This is a genomic window from Salinimicrobium terrae DSM 17865 (genome assembly GCF_000424665.1).
In the GTDB taxonomy this organism is placed as follows: domain Bacteria; phylum Bacteroidota; class Bacteroidia; order Flavobacteriales; family Flavobacteriaceae; genus Salinimicrobium; species Salinimicrobium terrae.
Genome location: NZ_AUKI01000011.1, coordinates 396,450 through 413,588, shown reverse-complemented (window position 1 = coordinate 413,588; position 17,139 = coordinate 396,450). Strand labels below are relative to the sequence as shown.

At 38.9% G+C, this 17,139-nt stretch carries 19 protein-coding genes; 10 read left to right on the top strand and 9 right to left on the bottom strand.

Features of this window, described 5'->3' with window-relative positions; all coding sequences use genetic code 11:
* Positions 1–36 precede the first annotated feature (36 nt).
* From H148_RS0104505 to rlmH, 4 genes are read right to left on the bottom strand one after another with little or no spacing between them, the layout of a single operon-like run.
* Complete coding sequence (locus H148_RS0104505) at positions 37–792, bottom strand: carboxypeptidase-like regulatory domain-containing protein (RefSeq protein WP_029033737.1); 756 nt, start codon at positions 790–792, stop codon at positions 37–39.
* Positions 793–850: 58 nt separating this feature from the next.
* Positions 851–2,689 (bottom strand): DEAD/DEAH box helicase, encoded by a 1,839-nt coding sequence (locus H148_RS0104500; RefSeq protein ID WP_029033736.1) that lies wholly within the window; start codon positions 2,687–2,689, stop codon positions 851–853.
* Between the two features lie 56 nt (positions 2,690–2,745).
* Positions 2,746–3,327 carry a non-canonical purine NTP diphosphatase gene (locus H148_RS0104495; protein ID WP_029033735.1) on the bottom strand — a complete coding sequence of 194 codons (582 nt, stop codon included), beginning with the start codon at positions 3,325–3,327 and terminating at the stop codon, positions 2,746–2,748.
* Between the two features lie 6 nt (positions 3,328–3,333).
* Positions 3,334–3,807, bottom strand: coding sequence for a 23S rRNA (pseudouridine(1915)-N(3))-methyltransferase RlmH (gene rlmH, locus H148_RS0104490; protein ID WP_029033734.1), 474 nt, complete (start codon positions 3,805–3,807; stop codon positions 3,334–3,336).
* A 50-nt stretch (positions 3,808–3,857) separates the two neighbouring features.
* On the opposite strand from rlmH, the gene nadC reads away from it, so the two are divergent.
* The 4 genes from nadC (at position 3,858) to priA (ending at position 8,782) form a co-directional block, all read left to right on the top strand.
* A complete protein-coding gene (gene nadC / locus H148_RS0104485) occupies positions 3,858–4,715 on the top strand; it encodes a carboxylating nicotinate-nucleotide diphosphorylase (protein ID WP_029033733.1) in 858 nt (285 codons plus the stop codon).
* 3 nt (positions 4,716–4,718) lie between these two features.
* On the top strand, positions 4,719–5,645 hold the full coding sequence (locus tag H148_RS0104480) for a YihY/virulence factor BrkB family protein (RefSeq protein WP_051286171.1): 927 nt from the start codon (positions 4,719–4,721) through the stop codon (positions 5,643–5,645).
* Positions 5,646–5,667: 22 nt separating this feature from the next.
* Entirely contained in the window at positions 5,668–6,231 is a 564-nt protein-coding gene (locus tag H148_RS0104475) for a chalcone isomerase family protein (protein ID WP_029033731.1), read from the top strand.
* A gap of 97 nt (positions 6,232–6,328) precedes the next feature.
* Positions 6,329–8,782, top strand: coding sequence for a replication restart helicase PriA (gene priA, locus H148_RS0104470; RefSeq protein ID WP_029033730.1), 2,454 nt, complete (start codon positions 6,329–6,331; stop codon positions 8,780–8,782).
* Here the strand turns inward: priA and H148_RS0104465 are convergent.
* Positions 8,776–9,486 carry a LytR/AlgR family response regulator transcription factor gene (locus H148_RS0104465; protein WP_029033729.1) on the bottom strand — a complete coding sequence of 237 codons (711 nt, stop codon included), beginning with the start codon at positions 9,484–9,486 and terminating at the stop codon, positions 8,776–8,778. The two genes, priA and H148_RS0104465, sit on opposite strands and share 7 nt — an antisense overlap.
* A gap of 163 nt (positions 9,487–9,649) precedes the next feature.
* Between H148_RS0104465 and rpsF the strand changes: the two genes are divergently transcribed.
* The 4 genes from rpsF to H148_RS0104450 all read left to right on the top strand — a co-directional run bounded on the left by rpsF (position 9,650) and on the right by H148_RS0104450 (position 11,404).
* A complete protein-coding gene (gene rpsF, locus H148_RS0104460; RefSeq protein WP_029033728.1) occupies positions 9,650–9,988 on the top strand; it encodes a 30S ribosomal protein S6 in 339 nt (112 codons plus the stop codon).
* Positions 9,989–9,991: 3 nt separating this feature from the next.
* The gene (rpsR, locus tag H148_RS17215; RefSeq protein WP_037324607.1) at positions 9,992–10,288 is read left to right on the top strand and encodes a 30S ribosomal protein S18; all 297 of its coding nucleotides are present in this window, start codon (positions 9,992–9,994) and stop codon (positions 10,286–10,288) included.
* Positions 10,289–10,300: 12 nt separating this feature from the next.
* Positions 10,301–10,750, top strand: coding sequence for a 50S ribosomal protein L9 (rplI, locus tag H148_RS0104455; RefSeq protein ID WP_029033727.1), 450 nt, complete (start codon positions 10,301–10,303; stop codon positions 10,748–10,750).
* Between the two features lie 180 nt (positions 10,751–10,930).
* A complete protein-coding gene (locus H148_RS0104450) occupies positions 10,931–11,404 on the top strand; it encodes a DUF6495 family protein (protein ID WP_029033726.1) in 474 nt (157 codons plus the stop codon).
* Positions 11,405–11,471: 67 nt separating this feature from the next.
* Here the strand turns inward: H148_RS0104450 and H148_RS0104445 are convergent, their stop codons facing one another.
* The gene (locus H148_RS0104445; RefSeq protein WP_029033725.1) at positions 11,472–12,710 is read right to left on the bottom strand and encodes an ABC transporter permease; all 1,239 of its coding nucleotides are present in this window, start codon (positions 12,708–12,710) and stop codon (positions 11,472–11,474) included.
* Positions 12,711–12,836: 126 nt separating this feature from the next.
* Here H148_RS0104445 and hisS point away from each other — a divergent pair, with 126 nt between their 5' ends.
* Together hisS and H148_RS0104435 are read left to right on the top strand one after the other, a co-directional pair.
* Positions 12,837–14,213, top strand: a complete 1,377-nt coding sequence (hisS, locus tag H148_RS0104440) for a histidine--tRNA ligase (RefSeq protein ID WP_029033724.1) — start codon at positions 12,837–12,839, stop codon at positions 14,211–14,213.
* Positions 14,206–14,667, top strand: coding sequence for a hypothetical protein (locus H148_RS0104435; RefSeq protein WP_029033723.1), 462 nt, complete (start codon positions 14,206–14,208; stop codon positions 14,665–14,667). Before hisS ends, H148_RS0104435 begins: the two co-directional genes overlap by 8 nt.
* 79 nt (positions 14,668–14,746) lie before the next feature.
* On the opposite strand, the gene hemG is transcribed toward H148_RS0104435, so the two are convergent.
* The 3 genes from hemG to H148_RS0104420 all read right to left on the bottom strand — a co-directional run bounded on the left by hemG (position 14,747) and on the right by H148_RS0104420 (position 17,015).
* Complete coding sequence (gene hemG, locus H148_RS17210; RefSeq protein WP_051286169.1) at positions 14,747–15,316, bottom strand: menaquinone-dependent protoporphyrinogen IX dehydrogenase; 570 nt, start codon at positions 15,314–15,316, stop codon at positions 14,747–14,749.
* A gap of 167 nt (positions 15,317–15,483) precedes the next feature.
* Positions 15,484–16,416 carry an aldo/keto reductase gene (locus H148_RS0104425; protein WP_029033722.1) on the bottom strand — a complete coding sequence of 311 codons (933 nt, stop codon included), beginning with the start codon at positions 16,414–16,416 and terminating at the stop codon, positions 15,484–15,486.
* A 215-nt stretch (positions 16,417–16,631) separates the two neighbouring features.
* On the bottom strand, positions 16,632–17,015 hold the full coding sequence (locus H148_RS0104420; RefSeq protein WP_156877200.1) for a hypothetical protein: 384 nt from the start codon (positions 17,013–17,015) through the stop codon (positions 16,632–16,634).
* Positions 17,016–17,139: the final 124 nt, after the last annotated feature.

The window sequence follows — 17,139 nt, the reverse complement described above, 5'->3', positions numbered from 1 at the left end:
ATTTTCACTTCCGGCTGTATATTAATTCAAGTTCTTTTACCTGTTAAGAACCTTATATTCTTCATAGCAGCCGCTCATAGCATCGAGGATCTGGAGATCGTTGGCGGTATTAATAAAGTCGGTCGAGTAATTACAGCGGCGTAGTACTTCATCTATATCCATCCTGTTGATCCCTAGTACAGCCATTAAAGTTTGCCGGTCAAATTTGGTCTGCAATAGTCTTCTTATCTCGTCATCCTGTTTCATTTCCCTAAGCTTCTTCATTTGCTTTGGCTGTTGTCCAAATATATTATAGAGTGCATCTGCAGGATTAAAAACTGCTCCTAAAACTCTTGAAACCGCATTGGGACTGTAATCCCCACCTTCATATCCCTGATTAAGACCGGAAATACTGTAGCGGTAATTTTCATAAATGGGAATGTTTCTGGCGTCAATTTCCAGATAGCCTGTCAATTGAATTGGGCTTACCACAACTTCTTCGAGGGCAATTCCCAATTCGGTCATTTTTACCTTTACTTCTCCATATTTGAGCCAGTCATTCGTAACTCTTACCTGTATGGGTTTAAAACCCAGATAAGAGAAATATAAGGTATCATTGACCTCTGCTTTGATTTCAAAATCTCCTTCTTTATCGGAAACTGCACCAATTACCTGGTTAAGGTTTACTATATGGGCATTTTCAATAGGTACATCATTTGCCGCGTTAAGAACTTTCCCTGTCACCACAGTAGGTTCCTGGCTAAAAGCCGTGAAACTTAAAAACAGAAAAAGGGGAAATAAAAAATTTTTCATCTTGTGATCTAAGCTACTCACGTACCTAGGGAAAACTGTACCAAAAATAGGTTAAGCTCTACTTTTTTGATCTTCTTCTTTTAATTGAGCTTTCAATGCTGCTGCTGCGGCCTCCGCTCTTCTTTCCCTGGCGTCCGCCAGATCCTGCATCAGATGATCTTCTTTTCCCGCTTGCAGGAGAATCTGAAGACCTTCTGCGGCCTTTGTCTGTTCCCTTTGAAGACTTGTCAAAACTACGACCTCCTTTATCTTTTCCTTTATATCCTCCACCGCCTTTGCGCCCGCCGCCACTGCGTTCTTTACCGGCGCTCTTCTTGGTGATCTCTACATTGATGTGACGCCCGTTATGTTTAAAATCCTGAAAAATTCTTATAACTTCTTCAGCTTTTGAACTGTCTACATTAAAAAATGAGAAGCTGTCTTTAACTTCTACGCGATTTACATCGTCTCTTCCTAGATCAAGTGTTGCCTTAAGGAAATCTTTCAGGCTCATCCAGTCGAAATCGTCTTTTGCCCCAACGTTGATAAAAAATCTGGTGCTGTCACCTTCGTCTTCATACACTTCGTTAGATGCTTTTGCATTAAGATCCTGCGCGTTGTTATAATAATTAAAGAATCGGGTAAATTCTACCGAAAAGAATTTTTTAAGCAATTCTTCTTTTGTCAAACCTTCAAAAAGTTCATTGATGCTTGGCAAATAGCGATCGATCTCGTGGTTGATCTCCGTTTTACTTATTTCATTTGCGAGGTGGAAAAGCTGTACTTCACAGATCTCCCTACCATCGGGAATTTCTTTTCTTTCGAAGGATTGTCCAATGATTTTCTCAATTCCTCTGATCTTTCTTGCCTCACTTTTAGAAACAATGACCATAGAAACTCCGCTTTTTCCGGCTCTTCCTGTACGACCGCTACGATGAGTGTAGGTTTCAATTTCGTCGGGAAGCTGGTAATTGATCACGTGTGTGATATCATCAACATCAATTCCGCGGGCAGCAACATCTGTAGCTACAAGCATCTGGATCTGTCTTGCCCTAAAGCTTTTCATCACCAGGTCACGTTGATTTTGACTCAAATCACCATGAATTGCAGCTGCATTATAACCATCTTCGATTAATTGCTCAGCTACTTTTTGAGTATCTCTTTTGGTACGACAAAAGATCACTGAGAAAATATCTGGATTTGCATCTGCCAATCGCTTTAAAGCTGCATAACGGTCACGGGCATTAACCACAAAATACTCATGTGAAACGCTTGACGTTCCCATGTTCTTTGTACCCACAGTGATCTCCACCGGAGTACGCATAAATTTCTTTGCAATTGTCGCAACTTCTTTAGGCATGGTAGCTGAAAAAAGCCAGGTGCTTTTCTCTTTTGGAGTATGGGAAAGAATTTCGGTAATATCTTCATAGAATCCCATGTTCAGCATTTCATCTGCCTCATCAAGAATGCAGTACTCGATCGCTGAAATGTCGACCAGCCTTCTGTTCACCATATCCTGCATTCGACCGGGAGTGGCAACAATAATTTGCGCTCCTTTTTTGATCTGTGCAGCCTGCTCGGTAATACTGGCACCACCGTAGATCGCTACGGTATTAAGGCCTTTCGAATATTTTGAGTAATTCTTTAATTCATTGGTGATTTGCAAACATAACTCCCGGGTTGGAGAGAGAATAAGACCCTGGGTCTTTCTGTTGTTTGCATCAATCTTCTGGATAAGTGGAAAACCAAATGCTGCGGTTTTTCCTGTTCCGGTTTGTGCAAGGGCAACCATATCTGTGTCCTCCTGCAGTAAAATTGGGATTGCTTTTTCCTGTACTTCACTGGGCGTTTCAAATCCCATGTCGTTAATTGCCTGTAATAAGGCCTCATTCAATCCTAATAATTCAAATTTATTCATACATATCTAATAAGTTGCAAAGGTACAGATTTGTAAGCAGCTTATTAAATTTATATTTACCTGCTTATTTTGGTCAGGAAGTCAATGAGCTGGCGGGTTGCCCGGGCACGATGGCTAATGGTAGATTTTTCCTCCAGGCTCATTTCGGCAAATGTGACAGATTTTCCTTCGGGTTGAAAGACAGGATCATAGCCAAAGCCTTGTAATCCTTTCCTCTCAAAAATGATATTTCCTGAACAAATTCCTGTGAAGGTGTGGAGCTTTCCGTCAAGGTGAAGTGCGATTACCGTTTTAAATCGGGCACTGCGATTTTCTTTGCTTTCCAGTTCTACCAGCAGTTTGTCGATGTTGGCTTCACTGCTTTTCGCTTCTCCGGCATATCTCGCTGAGTACACTCCGGGGGCTCCGTTTAAAGCTTCTACCTCAAGCCCGGTATCATCGGCAAAACAGTCGTAGCCATATTTGTCCTTAACATAATCAGCTTTTTGAATAGCATTTCCTTCAATAGTTGGTGCTGTTTCGGGAATATCTTCTGTGCAGCCAATTTCTTTCAGGGAAAGGAGTTTAATTTCCTTCGGAAGCAGGGCCTGTACCTCTTTTAATTTATTTTTATTGTTGGTGGCGAATACTAGTTCCATGGTAATTTATTTGTGATGGTAAGGTTCATTCCGAAGAATAGTGAACGCTCGGTACAGCTGCTCAACAAAGAATAAACGAACCATCTGATGTGAAAATGTCATTATTGAGAGGCATAATTTTCCATCGGCGCGGGAGTAAACTTCTTCCGAAAAACCATAGGGACCGCCAATGACAAAAATGAGTTGTTTCATCCCGCTGTTCAAGCGCTTTTGAATATACTCGGAAAAGCCTTCCGAAGAGAATTGTTTTCCGTTTTCATCCAGCAGGACCACAAAATCTGAAGTATTTAGCTTATCGAGGATCAACTTTCCTTCCGCAGTTTTTTGCTGGTCAACAGAAAGGTTTTTTGTCTTTTTAAGATCGGGAATGATCTCAAGTTCGAACTTATTATAATGTCCAAGCCTGTTGACGTAGGTATCGATGAGGTTATGCAGGTTGGCATCATCGGTTTTTCCTATAGTCAGCAATTTTATGGTCATGATTAATTTTAAGTGTTTACTTTGTAACTTTAGCAAAAATAGGCACTGCAATGATTTCAAAAGAACAATTTGAAAAGGAAATTGAAATAATAATTGAAAATGCTTTAAGAGAAGACGTAGGAGACGGTGACCACAGCTCCCTGGCGTGCATTCCAGCTAATGCTCGCGGACGGGCTAAACTTTTGGTTAAGGATACTGGTATTCTTGCAGGTGTTGATTTTGTACGAAGGGTTTTCGAAAAAGTGGACCCCGAAATGAAGGTGGACGTCCAGATCCAGGACGGCAGCCGCATTAAACCACGGGATATTGTTTTTTATGTAGAAGGAGCTTCCCACTCTATTCTTAAAGCGGAAAGGCTCGTCCTAAACGGTATGCAGCGTATGAGTGCGATAGCCACTAAAACCAGAACTTTTGCTGAAAAACTTGAAGGTACCCACACCAAAATCCTGGATACAAGGAAAACAACTCCCGGAATTCGTGCTTTAGAAAAATGGGCTGTGAAGATTGGAGGCGGGGAGAATCATCGTTTTGCTTTATACGATATGATCATGCTTAAAGACAATCATATAGATTTTGCCGGCGGCATAGAAAAAGCAATAGGCAAAACACAAAAATATCTTTCTGATCAAAACCTTAATTTAAAGATTATCGTGGAGGCGAGGAATATTCATGAAATAAAGCAAATTTTAAACGCTGGGGGAGTAGACCGGATTTTACTGGACAACTTTAACTACGATGAAACCCGTGAAGCAGTTAACCTAATTAACAGGCGCTGTGAAACTGAATCCAGCGGGGGAATAACCCTTGAAACTGCAAGGAAGTACGCCGACTGTGGTGTGGATTTTATTTCCAGCGGAGCTTTAACTCATTCGGTTTACAATTTAGATCTTAGCTTAAAGGCCGTGTAATACATGGGGAACGGCGAGAAAACAAGTGCAAATACAAAGAAAGGTTTCACCCACTGGTGGACCAGCAGGGCCAAAAAGGTAATTCTGCCGGGGCTTGTGGGACTTTCTCTTTATGATTTGTACATAATTTTTTACGCCGGGTTGTTAAAAGGTGCGTTTTCGGCCAGGGCCAGTGCGATCTCGTTCAGCTTTTTTATGGCTCTTTTTCCTTTCTTGCTTTTTATTCTGAACCTTATTCCTTTTATTAATTTTATTGACGATTTTCAGCTGGAGTTTTTGGCTTTTGTGGATTCTTTGTTGCCGCCCGAGACCAGCGAGTTCTTTAATGATATTTTTTATGACATCGCAGCGCGAAAAAGGGGAGGTCTTCTTTCCATAGTTTTTTTGCTTTCAATTATTCTAATGGCAAATGGGGTAAATGCCGTATTTACCGGCTTTGAATTCTCTTACCACACCAAAAAAAACAGATCTATAATCAGGCAATATATTATTGCCGTGGGTATTTCTTTAATCCTGGCCCTTTTATTGCTTATAACAGTAGTAGTATGGGTATATCTCACCTATCTGACTGAGGATTTGAAGATGCTACAGGTAGTGAATGACGCTGTGGTTTGGGCCAATTTGGGGAGATATGTGATTTTTACAGTCATGATATATTTGGCTGTAGCGATTTTATATTACTTTGGAACAAAAGAGAGTCGATTAAGTCGATTTTTTTCAATAGGGGCATTTTTTTGTACGATCTTTATTTTGCTGAATACCTATCTTTTTGGGTTATACATTGAAAATTTTTCCGCCTATAATGAATTATATGGTTCTATTGGGGCTTTATTAATATTAATGTTCTACATATGGATAAATTCTAATATATTGTTGCTCGGTTTCGAACTTAATGCTTCGCTGATGAAGCTTAAAAGGAATAAAAAATAATACTTAAACAAAAAATCAAATTATGAAAAACCTGCTTTTATTATTAATGGCTGTTATGGTTTCCTCGACAGCGGAAGCGCAAAAAGAGGTAGGGGGAGTTATTCTTCCTGCTACTCAAAATTTTCATGACCACGACCTGCATCTCAATGGCGCCGGAGTGAGGGAGAAATTTTGGATTGATCTTTATGCTGCCGGTCTTTACCTTGACCAAAAAAATGACAATGCCCAGGAGATCCTGAATGCAGATAAACCTATGGCCATAAAGCTTCATGTTGTCTCAAAATTAATTACCAGTGATAAAATGGTTGAAGCTGTGACTGAGGGTTTTGAAAAATCTACCAATGGCAATACCGCTCCAATCCAAAATGAGATTGACAACCTACTAAGTTTCTTTAGAGAAGACATTCATAAAAATGACGTTTTTGACCTCGTTTACATTCCTAGCAAAGGAGTAGTAGCTTATAAAAATGGTAAAGAACGCGGAGTTGTGAAAGGAAAGGGATTTAAAAAAGCCCTTTTTGGGATCTGGCTCTCGGATAAGTCTGCGGATGACGGTCTTAAAAATGATCTTTTAGCAGGAAAATAATTTTTACGTTACAAATTATAAATAAACCATTCTTTTAAGGATGGTTTATTTTTTTACAAGTATTCCATTTATTTTTGCTAAAACCCAAGCCTCAAAAATGCCATTTTTCATCAATGTAATTTTACCGCTTCCGCTTGAGAAGCATTTCACTTACAGTGTTACAAAGGATGAGGCTGAATTCCTTCAACCCGGAATGCGGGTTGCAGTGCCTTTCGGAAAATCTAAAATTTATACCGGGATTGTTTCTGAAGTTCATCAAATTGATCCAAGGATTTATGAAGCTAAACCTATTGAGCAGATTCTTGATAAAACCCCGGTTGTAACTGAAACTCAGCTGAAGTTTTGGAGCTGGATAGCTTCCTATTATATGTGTGCTGAAGGCGAAGTACTTCGTGCAGCCATTCCCAGTGCCTTCCTTTTGGAAAGTGAAACTATAGTTCAACTGCTCAAGGGAGTAGAAGTGAAGGATGAAGATTTAAGTGATGATGAATTCCTGCTTTTCGAAGCTTTGCAGGCACAATCTTCTCTAAAGATCAATGAAATTATTCAGCTGCTGGATAAAAAAGCTGTGCTTCCGGTGATTAATACTCTGGTGGAGAAAAAAGTGGTGGTTGTAAATCAGGAGATTTATGAGCAGTATAAACCAAAAATCGAGCGCTATGTAAGGCTACATGAACGTTTTTATGAAGATGCTTCCATGCATGCATTACTTGATGATCTGAGCAGGGCACCAAAACAAAGGGAAGTGATTTTTACCCTTTTTGGAATGTCAGCTAAAGGGAAGGCTTCAATAAAAATTTCCGAACTCACAAAAAAGAGCGGTGCTTCGGCTACTGTGATTAAATCTCTAATTGAGAAAGGAGTTTTGGAGGAGCTGAAGGTAGAAGCTTCAAGATTTCATCAGGATTTTGAAGAACTGGCAGGAAGAGTCCGGCTTAATGAATTTCAACAGCAGGCATTACAGGAAATCGAAACTGCTTTTAAGACTGAAGATGTTTGCCTTCTTCATGGAATCACTTCTTCCGGCAAAACTGAAATTTATGTTGATCTTATTGAAAAGAAAATTTCTGAAGGAAAACAGGTGCTATACCTGCTGCCGGAAATTGCCCTTACAACACAACTTATTGTCAGGCTTCAAGATTATTTTGGAGAACAAGTCCTTATTTACCATAGCAAATATTCTGTCAATGAAAGGGTGGAAGTTTATCAGAATATTCTTCGGAAAGAAGAAAATGCACGTATAGTTATTGGTGTACGTTCCAGTATCTTTCTTCCGTTCCATGATCTCGGGTTAATTATAGTGGATGAGGAACATGAATCTACTTTTAAACAATATGATCCTGCACCGAGGTATCATGCCAGGGATTTGGCGGTAGTTCTGGGGAAGATGCAGAATGCGAAAGTGCTATTAGGTTCGGCTACACCCTCTTTGGAATCTTATTTTAATGCCGATCATTCCAAATATGCTCTGGTAAATCTCAATCGCCGATATGGTGATGTACTCCTGCCCGAAATTGAGATTGTAGACATTAAGGAAAAACATCGTAAGAAACGGATGACCGGTCACTTCTCTGACAGGTTGCTGGAAGAGATAAAGGAAACCTTGAGTATTAATGAGCAGGTTATTCTTTTTCAAAATCGTCGTGGGTTCAGCCCAATTCTTGAATGTAACACCTGCGGGCATTCCCCGCAGTGTCCAAATTGTGATGTAAGTCTTACCTATCACAGTCATAACAATCAACTGCGCTGTCATTATTGTGGTTATCACATGGCAATGCAACAGAAATGTATGGCATGTGACAGTGTGGAGCTTTCTACAAAAGGCTTTGGTACCGAACAGGTAGAAACAGAACTAAAAGCCCTTTTTCCTGATCATAAAATTGGCAGGATGGACCAGGATACCACGAGGGGCAAACATGGATATGAGAAAATAATTTCGGCATTTGAAGAAGGTGAAATTGATATCCTTGTGGGAACACAAATGGTCACGAAAGGTCTTGACTTTAGAAATGTGCGGCTGGTGGGAATAATGAATGCAGATACGCTGCTGAATTTTCCCGATTTCAGAGCTCATGAGAGAAGTTTCCAGTTAATGTTGCAGGTGGCAGGCAGGGCAGGACGAACTCAAAAAAGAGGTTTGGTGTTAATTCAAACCTACAATCCTCACCACCAAATAGTGCAACAGGTTTCTACCAACAGTTTTCATGAAATGTACAAGGAACAGCTTGAGGAGAGGCGCAACTATAAATATCCGCCATTCTACAGGCTCATAAGGATCACGCTTAAAGGCAGGGACTATTCAAGAGTCAATGAGGGAGCGGACTGGCTTGCGATTTCATTAAAAAACACCTTCAGGGAAAATATTCTGGGTCCTGAATTTCCGCCTGTAGCCAGAATTAGGAATGAATATTATAAGAATATTCTGATAAAGATTCCCCAAGGGCAATCTTTATCAAAAACAAAATATCTCATTGGCAGAATTCTTCAAAGCTTTAAAGCTATTGGAGCCTACAGGGGAGTAAAAACAGTGATAAATGTGGATCCTTATTGATTAGCAGCAAGTGCTTCAATAAGATTGGATTTTTTATGTCTGCTTAATGGAATTTGTTGCTTGTCGATCTCAATGTTTCTGCTGTTATAACGCTCAATCTTATCGAGATTAACAATGTAGGATTTATGGATCCTCAGAAATTTATTAGATGGTAACTGGTTCTCAAAAGATTTCATAGTGGCAAGCACAACGAAATTATCTTTTTCAGTTACAAATTTGACGTAATCCCCCAGAGCTTCAATATACTTAAGCTTATTAAGAAAAACTTTCCGATTCTTCAGGTTGCTTTTTACAAAGATATAATTGTCATCCTCTGGAGGTGCACCTTCATGTTTTAGGCGATAAAGATTGATTGCCTTGGATACTGCATTAAAAAACCGGTCTTTTGAAATGGGCTTATGCAGATAGTCTACAGCATCATAATCGAATGCCTTAAAAGCGTATTTTGTTTTTCCGGTGACAAAAATGATTTGTGGTTTATGAGGAAGATCATCTAACAGGTCGAATCCTGAAAGAATAGGCATTTCAATATCAAGAAAAATAAGGTCTACTTCGGTGTCCAGTAAGCCGTTTTTGGTTTCTATGGCATTGTTATATTCGGCCACCAGTTTAAGATTTGCATGATCTTTAATTAACTTGACAATAGAGAGTCTTTGCAAGCTGGAATCATCAACGACCGCACATTTAAGTATAACTTCTTCCACTTATAATAGGTTAGTACTAGCAATAATAGATAAAAAAAATCATAAAAAAAAGAAAAATGGTATTTCATCGATCAAAAAGGAAGTTTACCCACAAGGTTTCTGTTTTGTAATATTAAAGATTAGTGTTACTTTTGCAGCCAATTTAATTTAAAGTAAATTTTTTATGAATCATTATGAAACTGTTTTCATCTTGAATCCCGTTTTATCTGATGACCAGATAAAGGAAACAGTTAAGAAATACGAAGATTTTCTTGTTTCTAACGGTGCCGAGATGATATCAAAAGAGAACTGGGGGCTAAAAAAGTTAGCTTATCCTATTCAACACAAGAAAAGTGGATTTTACCACCTTTTCGAATTCACCGCTCCCGGTGAAGCTATTAATCCTCTTGAGGTAGAATTCCGAAGAGATGAGCGTATGATGCGTTACCTAACGGTGAGCTTAGACAAACACGCAATCGCCTGGGCTGAGAAAAGAAGAAACAGAAACAAAGAAAAAGCGTAAGGTATGTCATCAATTGAACAACAAGCCAAAGGAAAGAAAGACGGAGAGATTAGATATCTAACTCCTCTTAATATAGAAACCAGCAAGACAAAAAAGTATTGTCGTTTTAAAAGATCTGGGATCAAGTACATTGATTACAAGGATCCAGATTTCTTAATGAGTTTTGTAAACGAACAGGGGAAATTATTACCTCGTCGTTTGACCGGAACTTCTTTGAAATATCAGAGAAAAGTGGCTGTTGCCGTTAAGCGTGCACGTCATTTAGCATTAATGCCTTATGTTGGCGATTTACTAAAATAAAAAGGGGCTATTATGGAAGTGATATTAAAGAAAGACGTAGAGAAGTTAGGATTTAAAGATGATGTTGTTTCGGTAAAACCGGGTTACGGCAGAAACTTTCTAATTCCTCAGGGTGCTGCTGTATTGGCAACTCCTTCTGCGAAAAAAGTTTTAGATGAAACTTTGAAACAACGTTCTTATAAAGAGAAAAAGCAAATCGATGAAGCAAAAGCACAGGCTGCTAAACTTCAGGGATTGGATATTAAACTTACTGCAAAAGCAGGTGCCGGTGATAAGATCTATGGATCTGTAACCGATGCAGATCTTGCAGAAGCCCTTGCTAAAGAAGGTGTAGACATCGATAAGAAATACATTTCTATTGCAGGTGGAAACATTAAGCGTCTTGGGCAATATGATGCTACATTACGTTTTCACCGTGAGGTAGTTTCTAACTTCACATTTGAAGTTGTAGCAGAAGCTTAATCGCTGAACAAATTTCAATAAAGCCTGCTTCTAACGGAGTGGGCTTTTTTATTTGAGTGTGCAGTTGACAGTAAGAAGTAGACAGTTCAAATGCATAAACAATTAAGGAGTAAGGATAGGGATAAAAGCTGATCAAATAATTCCACTAATCCTGAATCCTGAATTTTAAATTTTGAATTTATGAAGTACGCCCGACTTACAAAAGAACAATTTGAAGAGTTACACCAGGAATTCATCAACTTTTTGGCTTCCCAATCTATTACTGCTGATGAGTGGAAGGAGATCAAAGAACAGAAACCTGACGTGGCGGAACAGGAACTTGATGTTTTCAGCGACCTGGTGTGGGAAGGAGTACTCAATCAGGCGCAGTACCTGGAGCATATCTCACCCAACCAGATCTACCTCTTCAAGATCACCGAATTGACCATCAATCTTATCGCTGTAGAAGTTAAGAATGAGGCTGTAGATATAACTACACGTCACGGTTATGCCTGGTTACAGCAGAACCTCATGGACGACAGGGTTAACCTTTATACTTCTTCAAAAAACATTAGTGACGACCGCAATAAAGATATTTTTGCTCTTATACAACAAGGTGCAGTTATTACTAAAGGAGAGCTATATGGATTTTTTGAAAAGCATCTAAATCTTTAAATGAGATAGGATCTAGATCAAAATCCTAAAAGCTGCCTACTGAATACTGAGCACTGAGAACTAATTTTTATTCGTATCTAAGCGACTCAATAGGATCCTGCTTCGCTGCTTTGGCGGCAGGATAACTTCCTGCCAGGACAGCTACAATTAAGGTTATTGCGGTAGCCCAAATTATAGCCATCCACGGAGTTGTGAATTCAAAGCCTACAGAAGTAGAAACAAGGAGGCCAATCAAAATTCCAAGGATAATTCCTATAACCCCTCCCATCTGACCAATAATAAGTGTTTCCATGAAGAATTGCATGGCAATGGTATTTTTCTTTGCACCCATAGCTTTTCGAACCCCAATTTCCCGGGTTCTTTCACTTACAGAAACCAGCATTATATTCATCAAAGCAATAGAGGAACCGAAAATGGTAATTATGGAAATGACCCATGCCGCAATATTGAGATATTGAGTAATAGAAAAAATACGGTTAAGCAGGTCGTCGCTCTTGGCAAGTCCAAAATTATTTTCTTCAACAGGATTCAATCCGCGAACGTTCCTGAAGGTGATAATAGCTTCGTCCTGGGCGCCTTCCAGCATCTCCTGGTCTTCCACCCGTACACTTAGATCATAATTGATGTTGGGGTGGGTAAACATGGAACGAGCAACCTGGATTGGAATTAAAACCCTAAGATCCTGGTTGTTCCCAAAGGTAGACCCCTTCGATTCTAAAACTCCAATTACTCTAAATTTCACTCCTCGAATCGAAATGATTCTATCCAGCGGCTCCAGCCCTTCCAGAATACCATTTTTAACATCACCACCAATAATGGCAACATTATTATTATTTTCGATATCAAAAATGCTGAAATCCCGTCCCTCTTCAATACTAAGTCCCGAATTACTTACGTAATTTTCATTTACTCCCAGGACACTTGCTTCCGGGTCTGTTTTTTCACTCTCATATTTAAGTTCGGCCCTTGAAGTTCCCGTGAAGGAAACGGCAACCTGGGTCTGAGGATATTCGTAGTTGTCTTCGAATTGCTTAACTTCCCTGTAACTTATTACCGGATTTACTTTCTCTCTTTCCCCTCCGTTCACCCTTATTTGGGAGTCATAACGCTGCAAATTAAAAGTATTGGTACCCATAGAAGCAAAATCGCTGGTTATGGTGTTTTCCAATGCGGCAACAGCGCTTAAGATCCCTACAAGTGCAGTGATTCCTATAGCTATGATCATTACCGTGAGAACAGTTCTTAGGACCTGACTCTTAATGGAAAAGAATGCAATGCGAACATTTTCTTTAAAAAGTGGAAACATGGGAAGGTTTCAGTTTAAAGAGTTAGACGCATTTCATTGCTTGTTGTTACAGAAACTCAATCGAAATCCTCCTGCGGGATTCTTTTTATTTTTCTGATATTTGTGCCTTAAAGAACAAGAATAAAAATGGCTCAAAAACCTTCCATTCCCAAAGGTACCCGTGATTTTTCTCCTACTGAAGTAGCGAAAAGGAATTTTATCATTCAAACCATTAGAGAACAGTTTGAAAAATTTGGATTTCAGCCTATAGAAACTCCGAGTTTTGAGAACAGTGAAACTTTAATGGGTAAATATGGGGAAGAAGGGGACCGACTCATTTTTAAGATCCTTAATTCGGGAGATTTTCTAAAGAAGGTCGATGATGAAACTTATGAAGGTAGAGATAGTTTAAAAATCACTCCTTCAATTAGTGAAAAAGCTTTGCGGTATGATCTTACCGTGCCTTTTGCCCGATATGTCGTGCAGCACAGGAATGAAATAGAATTTCCTTTCAAACGATACCAGATCCAGCCGGTGTGGCGGGCAGACAGGCCTCAAAAAGGGCGTTTTAGAGAGTTCTTTCAGTGTGATGCCGATGTTGTAGGGAGCGATAGCCTGTGGCAGGAGGTGGAGTTCGTCCAATTGTATGATGCAGTGTTTAGTTCGCTCGGTTTAGAGGGTGTGACTATTAAAATGAATAACCGAAAAGTTCTTTCAGGCTTTGCTGAAGTCATTGGAGAGTCCGATAAGCTTATAGATTTCACTGTAGCTCTGGATAAACTTGATAAAATAGGGGAGGATGGAGTAAAAAACGAAATGCAGGAGAAAGGGATTTCTTCGGAAGCAATTCAAAAAATTCAGAAGGTTTTTGACTTAGGAGGAACTTTTTCAGAGAAAATAGAAGTCCTTAAAGACATTTTAGAACCTTCTGAAGTTGGATCAAAAGGAATTGAGGAGCTGGAATTCATCAACAGCGCAATAGGAGAATTAGGTCTTGGAACTGCGACACTCGATCTTGATGTAACATTGGCTCGCGGACTTAATTATTACACAGGAGCCATTTTTGAAGTATCGGCCCCAGGAGGTGTGGCAATGGGTTCTATTGGCGGCGGAGGTCGGTATGACGATCTTACAGGCATCTTTGGAATGAGCGGCGTGAGTGGTGTGGGAATTTCCTTTGGTCTGGACCGAATTTATCTTGTGCTCGAAGAACTTGATCTCTTTCCTAAAACTGTAGCCAACAACATTAAAGCCATATTTATCAACTTCGGAAGTAAAGAAAGTCTGTATTGCCTTAAAGCGATTAAAGAGTTGCGTGCCGCCGGAGTTGCTGCCGAGCTTTATCCTGATGAAGCTAAAATGAAAAAGCAAATGAACCATGCAAATAAAAGAGATATTCCTTTTGTGATACTTGCCGGGGTTGAAGAAATTGAGAAAGGGAAATTTACTTTAAAAAACATGAAAAGCGGAGAACAGGATTCCGTAAGTCTTGAGGAGCTGAAGACAAAGATTAAGGATGAATAGAATTTCCGCAAGGTTTGGAGTATTGCCCATCTTCCTGGCACTGTTTGTTTCTTTAATGGCACCCTTCCTAGTCTACATGTGTGTGAATTCACCTGCTGCGGGACTTTTACTGCCTTTTCTTTATTTACTATTTGTTATTTATTTTTGGGTAACGGAATTCAGGACCAGAGCTCATTATGTCGTTATTGGGGAGAATAGAATTTTTTTGCGGAATTATTTCGGCCTGGGTAGTGAAAAGATTTTTGAGTACAGCGATTTTGACGGCTTCATAACTTCACAGCAGCCGGGAAGATTAGGAAACAAAGATTATATTTTTCTATTGAAAGATGAAAAAAGGCTGGTCTGCATTTCTCAATTTTATCACGGGAATTATAAGGCTTTAAAAAAGAGAATTGAAGATAAAATTCAATTTCTAGGTGAAAAGGAGTATGATTGGGGCTATGAATATAAATAGATGTTTAGATAGCTATTTTTTAATGATTTAAGGGCCTGACTTCAAATTAAATATTAGTTGCACCTCTTTAATTAAAATTTTAGTAAGAAACAGGTTCTCTAATAAAGGAAATCTCAGGCTTACTTTTCAATCCATTTATACTTTCACCAAACATTTTTACCCGCTGCCAGTCAGTATATTCTATTGGATGTTCGTTTTTTGTGGGGCCATTGGTAATGATCATAATGGCCTTGATCATTAACTTATCGAAAAATCCATATTTCTTATAGTCCAGACTTCCTGCGAAAACCCCTGTAAGATCGGGTTTCCACTGGATTGAATTTAAAAATTTTTTGAGGTAAGGGTTTGTTTCAGGTTCATTCTTATCAGCTTTTCTGGCTACCAAATTCACCGAAAAAAAGACGCCGTTGATTTGTTCCAACTCCTTTTGATTCTCATTAATAAATTTCTCAACAAGGGGATTATGCTTTCCATAGCGAATACTGGCACCTATAACAACAGTATCAAATTGTGAAATTTTTTGATCAAATTTGTCAAGGGAATTCAGGTGTATTTTGAGATCTTTTTGTTCCAAATGGGTGGCCAGATATTCAGAAATCTTTTTGGTCTGCCCATCTACTGTCGAGTATAAAATTGCAATAGGTTTCATAACTATTTACAATATAGGAGAAGGTATAATTCTATAATACTTTTGGCATAAAGTATTCTTCTATAAAGATAAGAATTCCTTCTCATTATCTTGTTGTAGAGTACAAAGTAATAAGTCGACAACTAACAAATGGACTGGTTTAACCAAACTGAATTGGGGGTCGTTTATTAACCTAATTTTTCCATTTCTTCCTGAGATAGATGTATCCTCACAGCTTCTTCAAATGCTTTGAGGTGTTGTTCCTTTGTGGCGCTGGCAATAGGTGCAGTGACTCCGGGACGTTGCATTAGCCATCTTAAGGCAACAGCAGCAATAGAAACTTCGTGAACTTTAGAAATTTCGTCCAGAGTATCAACTTTTTTCAATCCATTTTCATTGAAGTATTTTTTCACCATTTCTTCCCGTGCACCTTCCAGATCCTCTTTTTTGCGATACTTGCCGGTAAGGAAACCACTGGCCAGGGAAAAATAAGTAATCACTCCAAGATCATGTTCCTCAGCAATAGGTCGATATTGGTTTTCAAATTTGCTTTTCTCTACAAGATTGTATTCCGGTTGTAGTACTTCATATTTTGGAAGGTTATTTTCTCTTGCTGCCTTTAAAGAAGCCGATATTCTTTCCGGGGAAAGATTAGAAGCTCCTATGTGCCGCACTTTTCCTTGTTGAATAAGTTGCTCATAAGCTTCCAGAGTTTCTTCTACCGGAGTGTCTTCATTATCCCAGTGAGTGAAATACAAGTCAATGTGATCTGTTTTCAGGCGTCTCAGGGAATCTTCTGCGGCTTTTAAAATATAATTTTTAGATACGTCTCTGCCTTCTTTTCCAGGATTGGAACCCACTTTAGTAGCAAGAACAATATTATTCCGATTACTCCTTTCTTTCATCCATTTGCCAATTATAGTCTCACTTTCCCCGCCGCTGTTTCCGGGAGCCCAGTGGGAATATGAATCGGCTGTATCTATTGTCGTGAATCCTTTTTCAAATATCCTGTTCAGTATTTTAAAAGATTCTTTTTCATCCAGGGTCCAGCCAAACACATTCCCACCAAAAACTATGGGTGATATTTCAAGACTGGTAGCTCCGAGTTTTTTCTTTTGCATGTTAAATAAGTTATTGGCTTAAGATATTTCAGAAGGTGAAATTTATTTCTGAAAGAAATTACCTCTCAAATATGGCATTTTTGAGGCTTAAACTTTGCTGTGTTTTTTTTAGTCTCCTCATTCAGCAGTAAAAAACATATTGCGCAGAATTTTGATCTTATGGACGAAAATTCTCTGAGCGCAGACTAAAGTGTTTAAAGATTAATTACTTCCGTTTAACGGGGAATATTACCTTTGGCTTCTTCTTCCAGAATAAGCAGATATTTGTCAAATTGCGGCTGAGTAAGAATATCCCGCATTTCTCTGGTTTCTAAAATTTTGAGATCTTTAAGTCTGTTAAGTTTTTCGTCTTCAGAAATATTTTCATTCATTAATTTTTCCCGTTTAATGGCAAATTCCATTAATTTTTTTTCCATTAACAATGCTTGTTTGGCTCGTAACCCGAGATGGTCATCCCATTGTTCAACTTTATTTTGAGCCGCTATTTCCATTTGCCTTGTGGGATCATTTTGTGTCATATCCTGGGCCGAGCCTATAGTGCTGAAGAGGAATAAAAAGGTCAGACTAAATATAGTACGAAGATTTTTTATGGTTTTCATGATATATATTTTGAGGTTTTTATACGAATCTACGTTTAAAAATTATATAGATACACGTTCATAATTTACCCGTAAAAATGCTTTACACCAAGGAATTAAGAAAGAATTAGGTGGAAAATAATAT

What these genes read in the sequence shown, in the direction of transcription:
- H148_RS0104505 (WP_029033737.1), bottom strand. Translation starts at nt 792, where the DNA reads ATGAAAAATTTTTTATTTCCCCTTTTTCTGTTTTTAAGTTTCACGGCT.
- H148_RS0104500 (WP_029033736.1), bottom strand. Translation starts at nt 2,689, where the DNA reads ATGAATAAATTTGAATTATTAGGATTGAATGAGGCCTTATTACAGGCA.
- H148_RS0104495 (WP_029033735.1), bottom strand. Translation starts at nt 3,327, where the DNA reads ATGGAACTAGTATTCGCCACCAACAATAAAAATAAATTAAAAGAGGTA.
- rlmH (WP_029033734.1), bottom strand. Translation starts at nt 3,807, where the DNA reads ATGACCATAAAATTGCTGACTATAGGAAAAACCGATGATGCCAACCTG.
- nadC (WP_029033733.1), top strand. Translation starts at nt 3,858, where the DNA reads ATGATTTCAAAAGAACAATTTGAAAAGGAAATTGAAATAATAATTGAA.
- H148_RS0104480 (WP_051286171.1), top strand. Translation starts at nt 4,719, where the DNA reads ATGGGGAACGGCGAGAAAACAAGTGCAAATACAAAGAAAGGTTTCACC.
- H148_RS0104475 (WP_029033731.1), top strand. Translation starts at nt 5,668, where the DNA reads ATGAAAAACCTGCTTTTATTATTAATGGCTGTTATGGTTTCCTCGACA.
- priA (WP_029033730.1), top strand. Translation starts at nt 6,329, where the DNA reads ATGCCATTTTTCATCAATGTAATTTTACCGCTTCCGCTTGAGAAGCAT.
- rpsF (WP_029033728.1), top strand. Translation starts at nt 9,650, where the DNA reads ATGAATCATTATGAAACTGTTTTCATCTTGAATCCCGTTTTATCTGAT.
- rpsR (WP_037324607.1), top strand. Translation starts at nt 9,992, where the DNA reads ATGTCATCAATTGAACAACAAGCCAAAGGAAAGAAAGACGGAGAGATT.
- rplI (WP_029033727.1), top strand. Translation starts at nt 10,301, where the DNA reads ATGGAAGTGATATTAAAGAAAGACGTAGAGAAGTTAGGATTTAAAGAT.
- H148_RS0104450 (WP_029033726.1), top strand. Translation starts at nt 10,931, where the DNA reads ATGAAGTACGCCCGACTTACAAAAGAACAATTTGAAGAGTTACACCAG.
- H148_RS0104445 (WP_029033725.1), bottom strand. Translation starts at nt 12,710, where the DNA reads ATGTTTCCACTTTTTAAAGAAAATGTTCGCATTGCATTCTTTTCCATT.
- hisS (WP_029033724.1), top strand. Translation starts at nt 12,837, where the DNA reads ATGGCTCAAAAACCTTCCATTCCCAAAGGTACCCGTGATTTTTCTCCT.
- H148_RS0104435 (WP_029033723.1), top strand. Translation starts at nt 14,206, where the DNA reads ATGAATAGAATTTCCGCAAGGTTTGGAGTATTGCCCATCTTCCTGGCA.
- hemG (WP_051286169.1), bottom strand. Translation starts at nt 15,316, where the DNA reads ATGAAACCTATTGCAATTTTATACTCGACAGTAGATGGGCAGACCAAA.
- H148_RS0104425 (WP_029033722.1), bottom strand. Translation starts at nt 16,416, where the DNA reads ATGCAAAAGAAAAAACTCGGAGCTACCAGTCTTGAAATATCACCCATA.
- H148_RS0104420 (WP_156877200.1), bottom strand. Translation starts at nt 17,015, where the DNA reads ATGAAAACCATAAAAAATCTTCGTACTATATTTAGTCTGACCTTTTTA.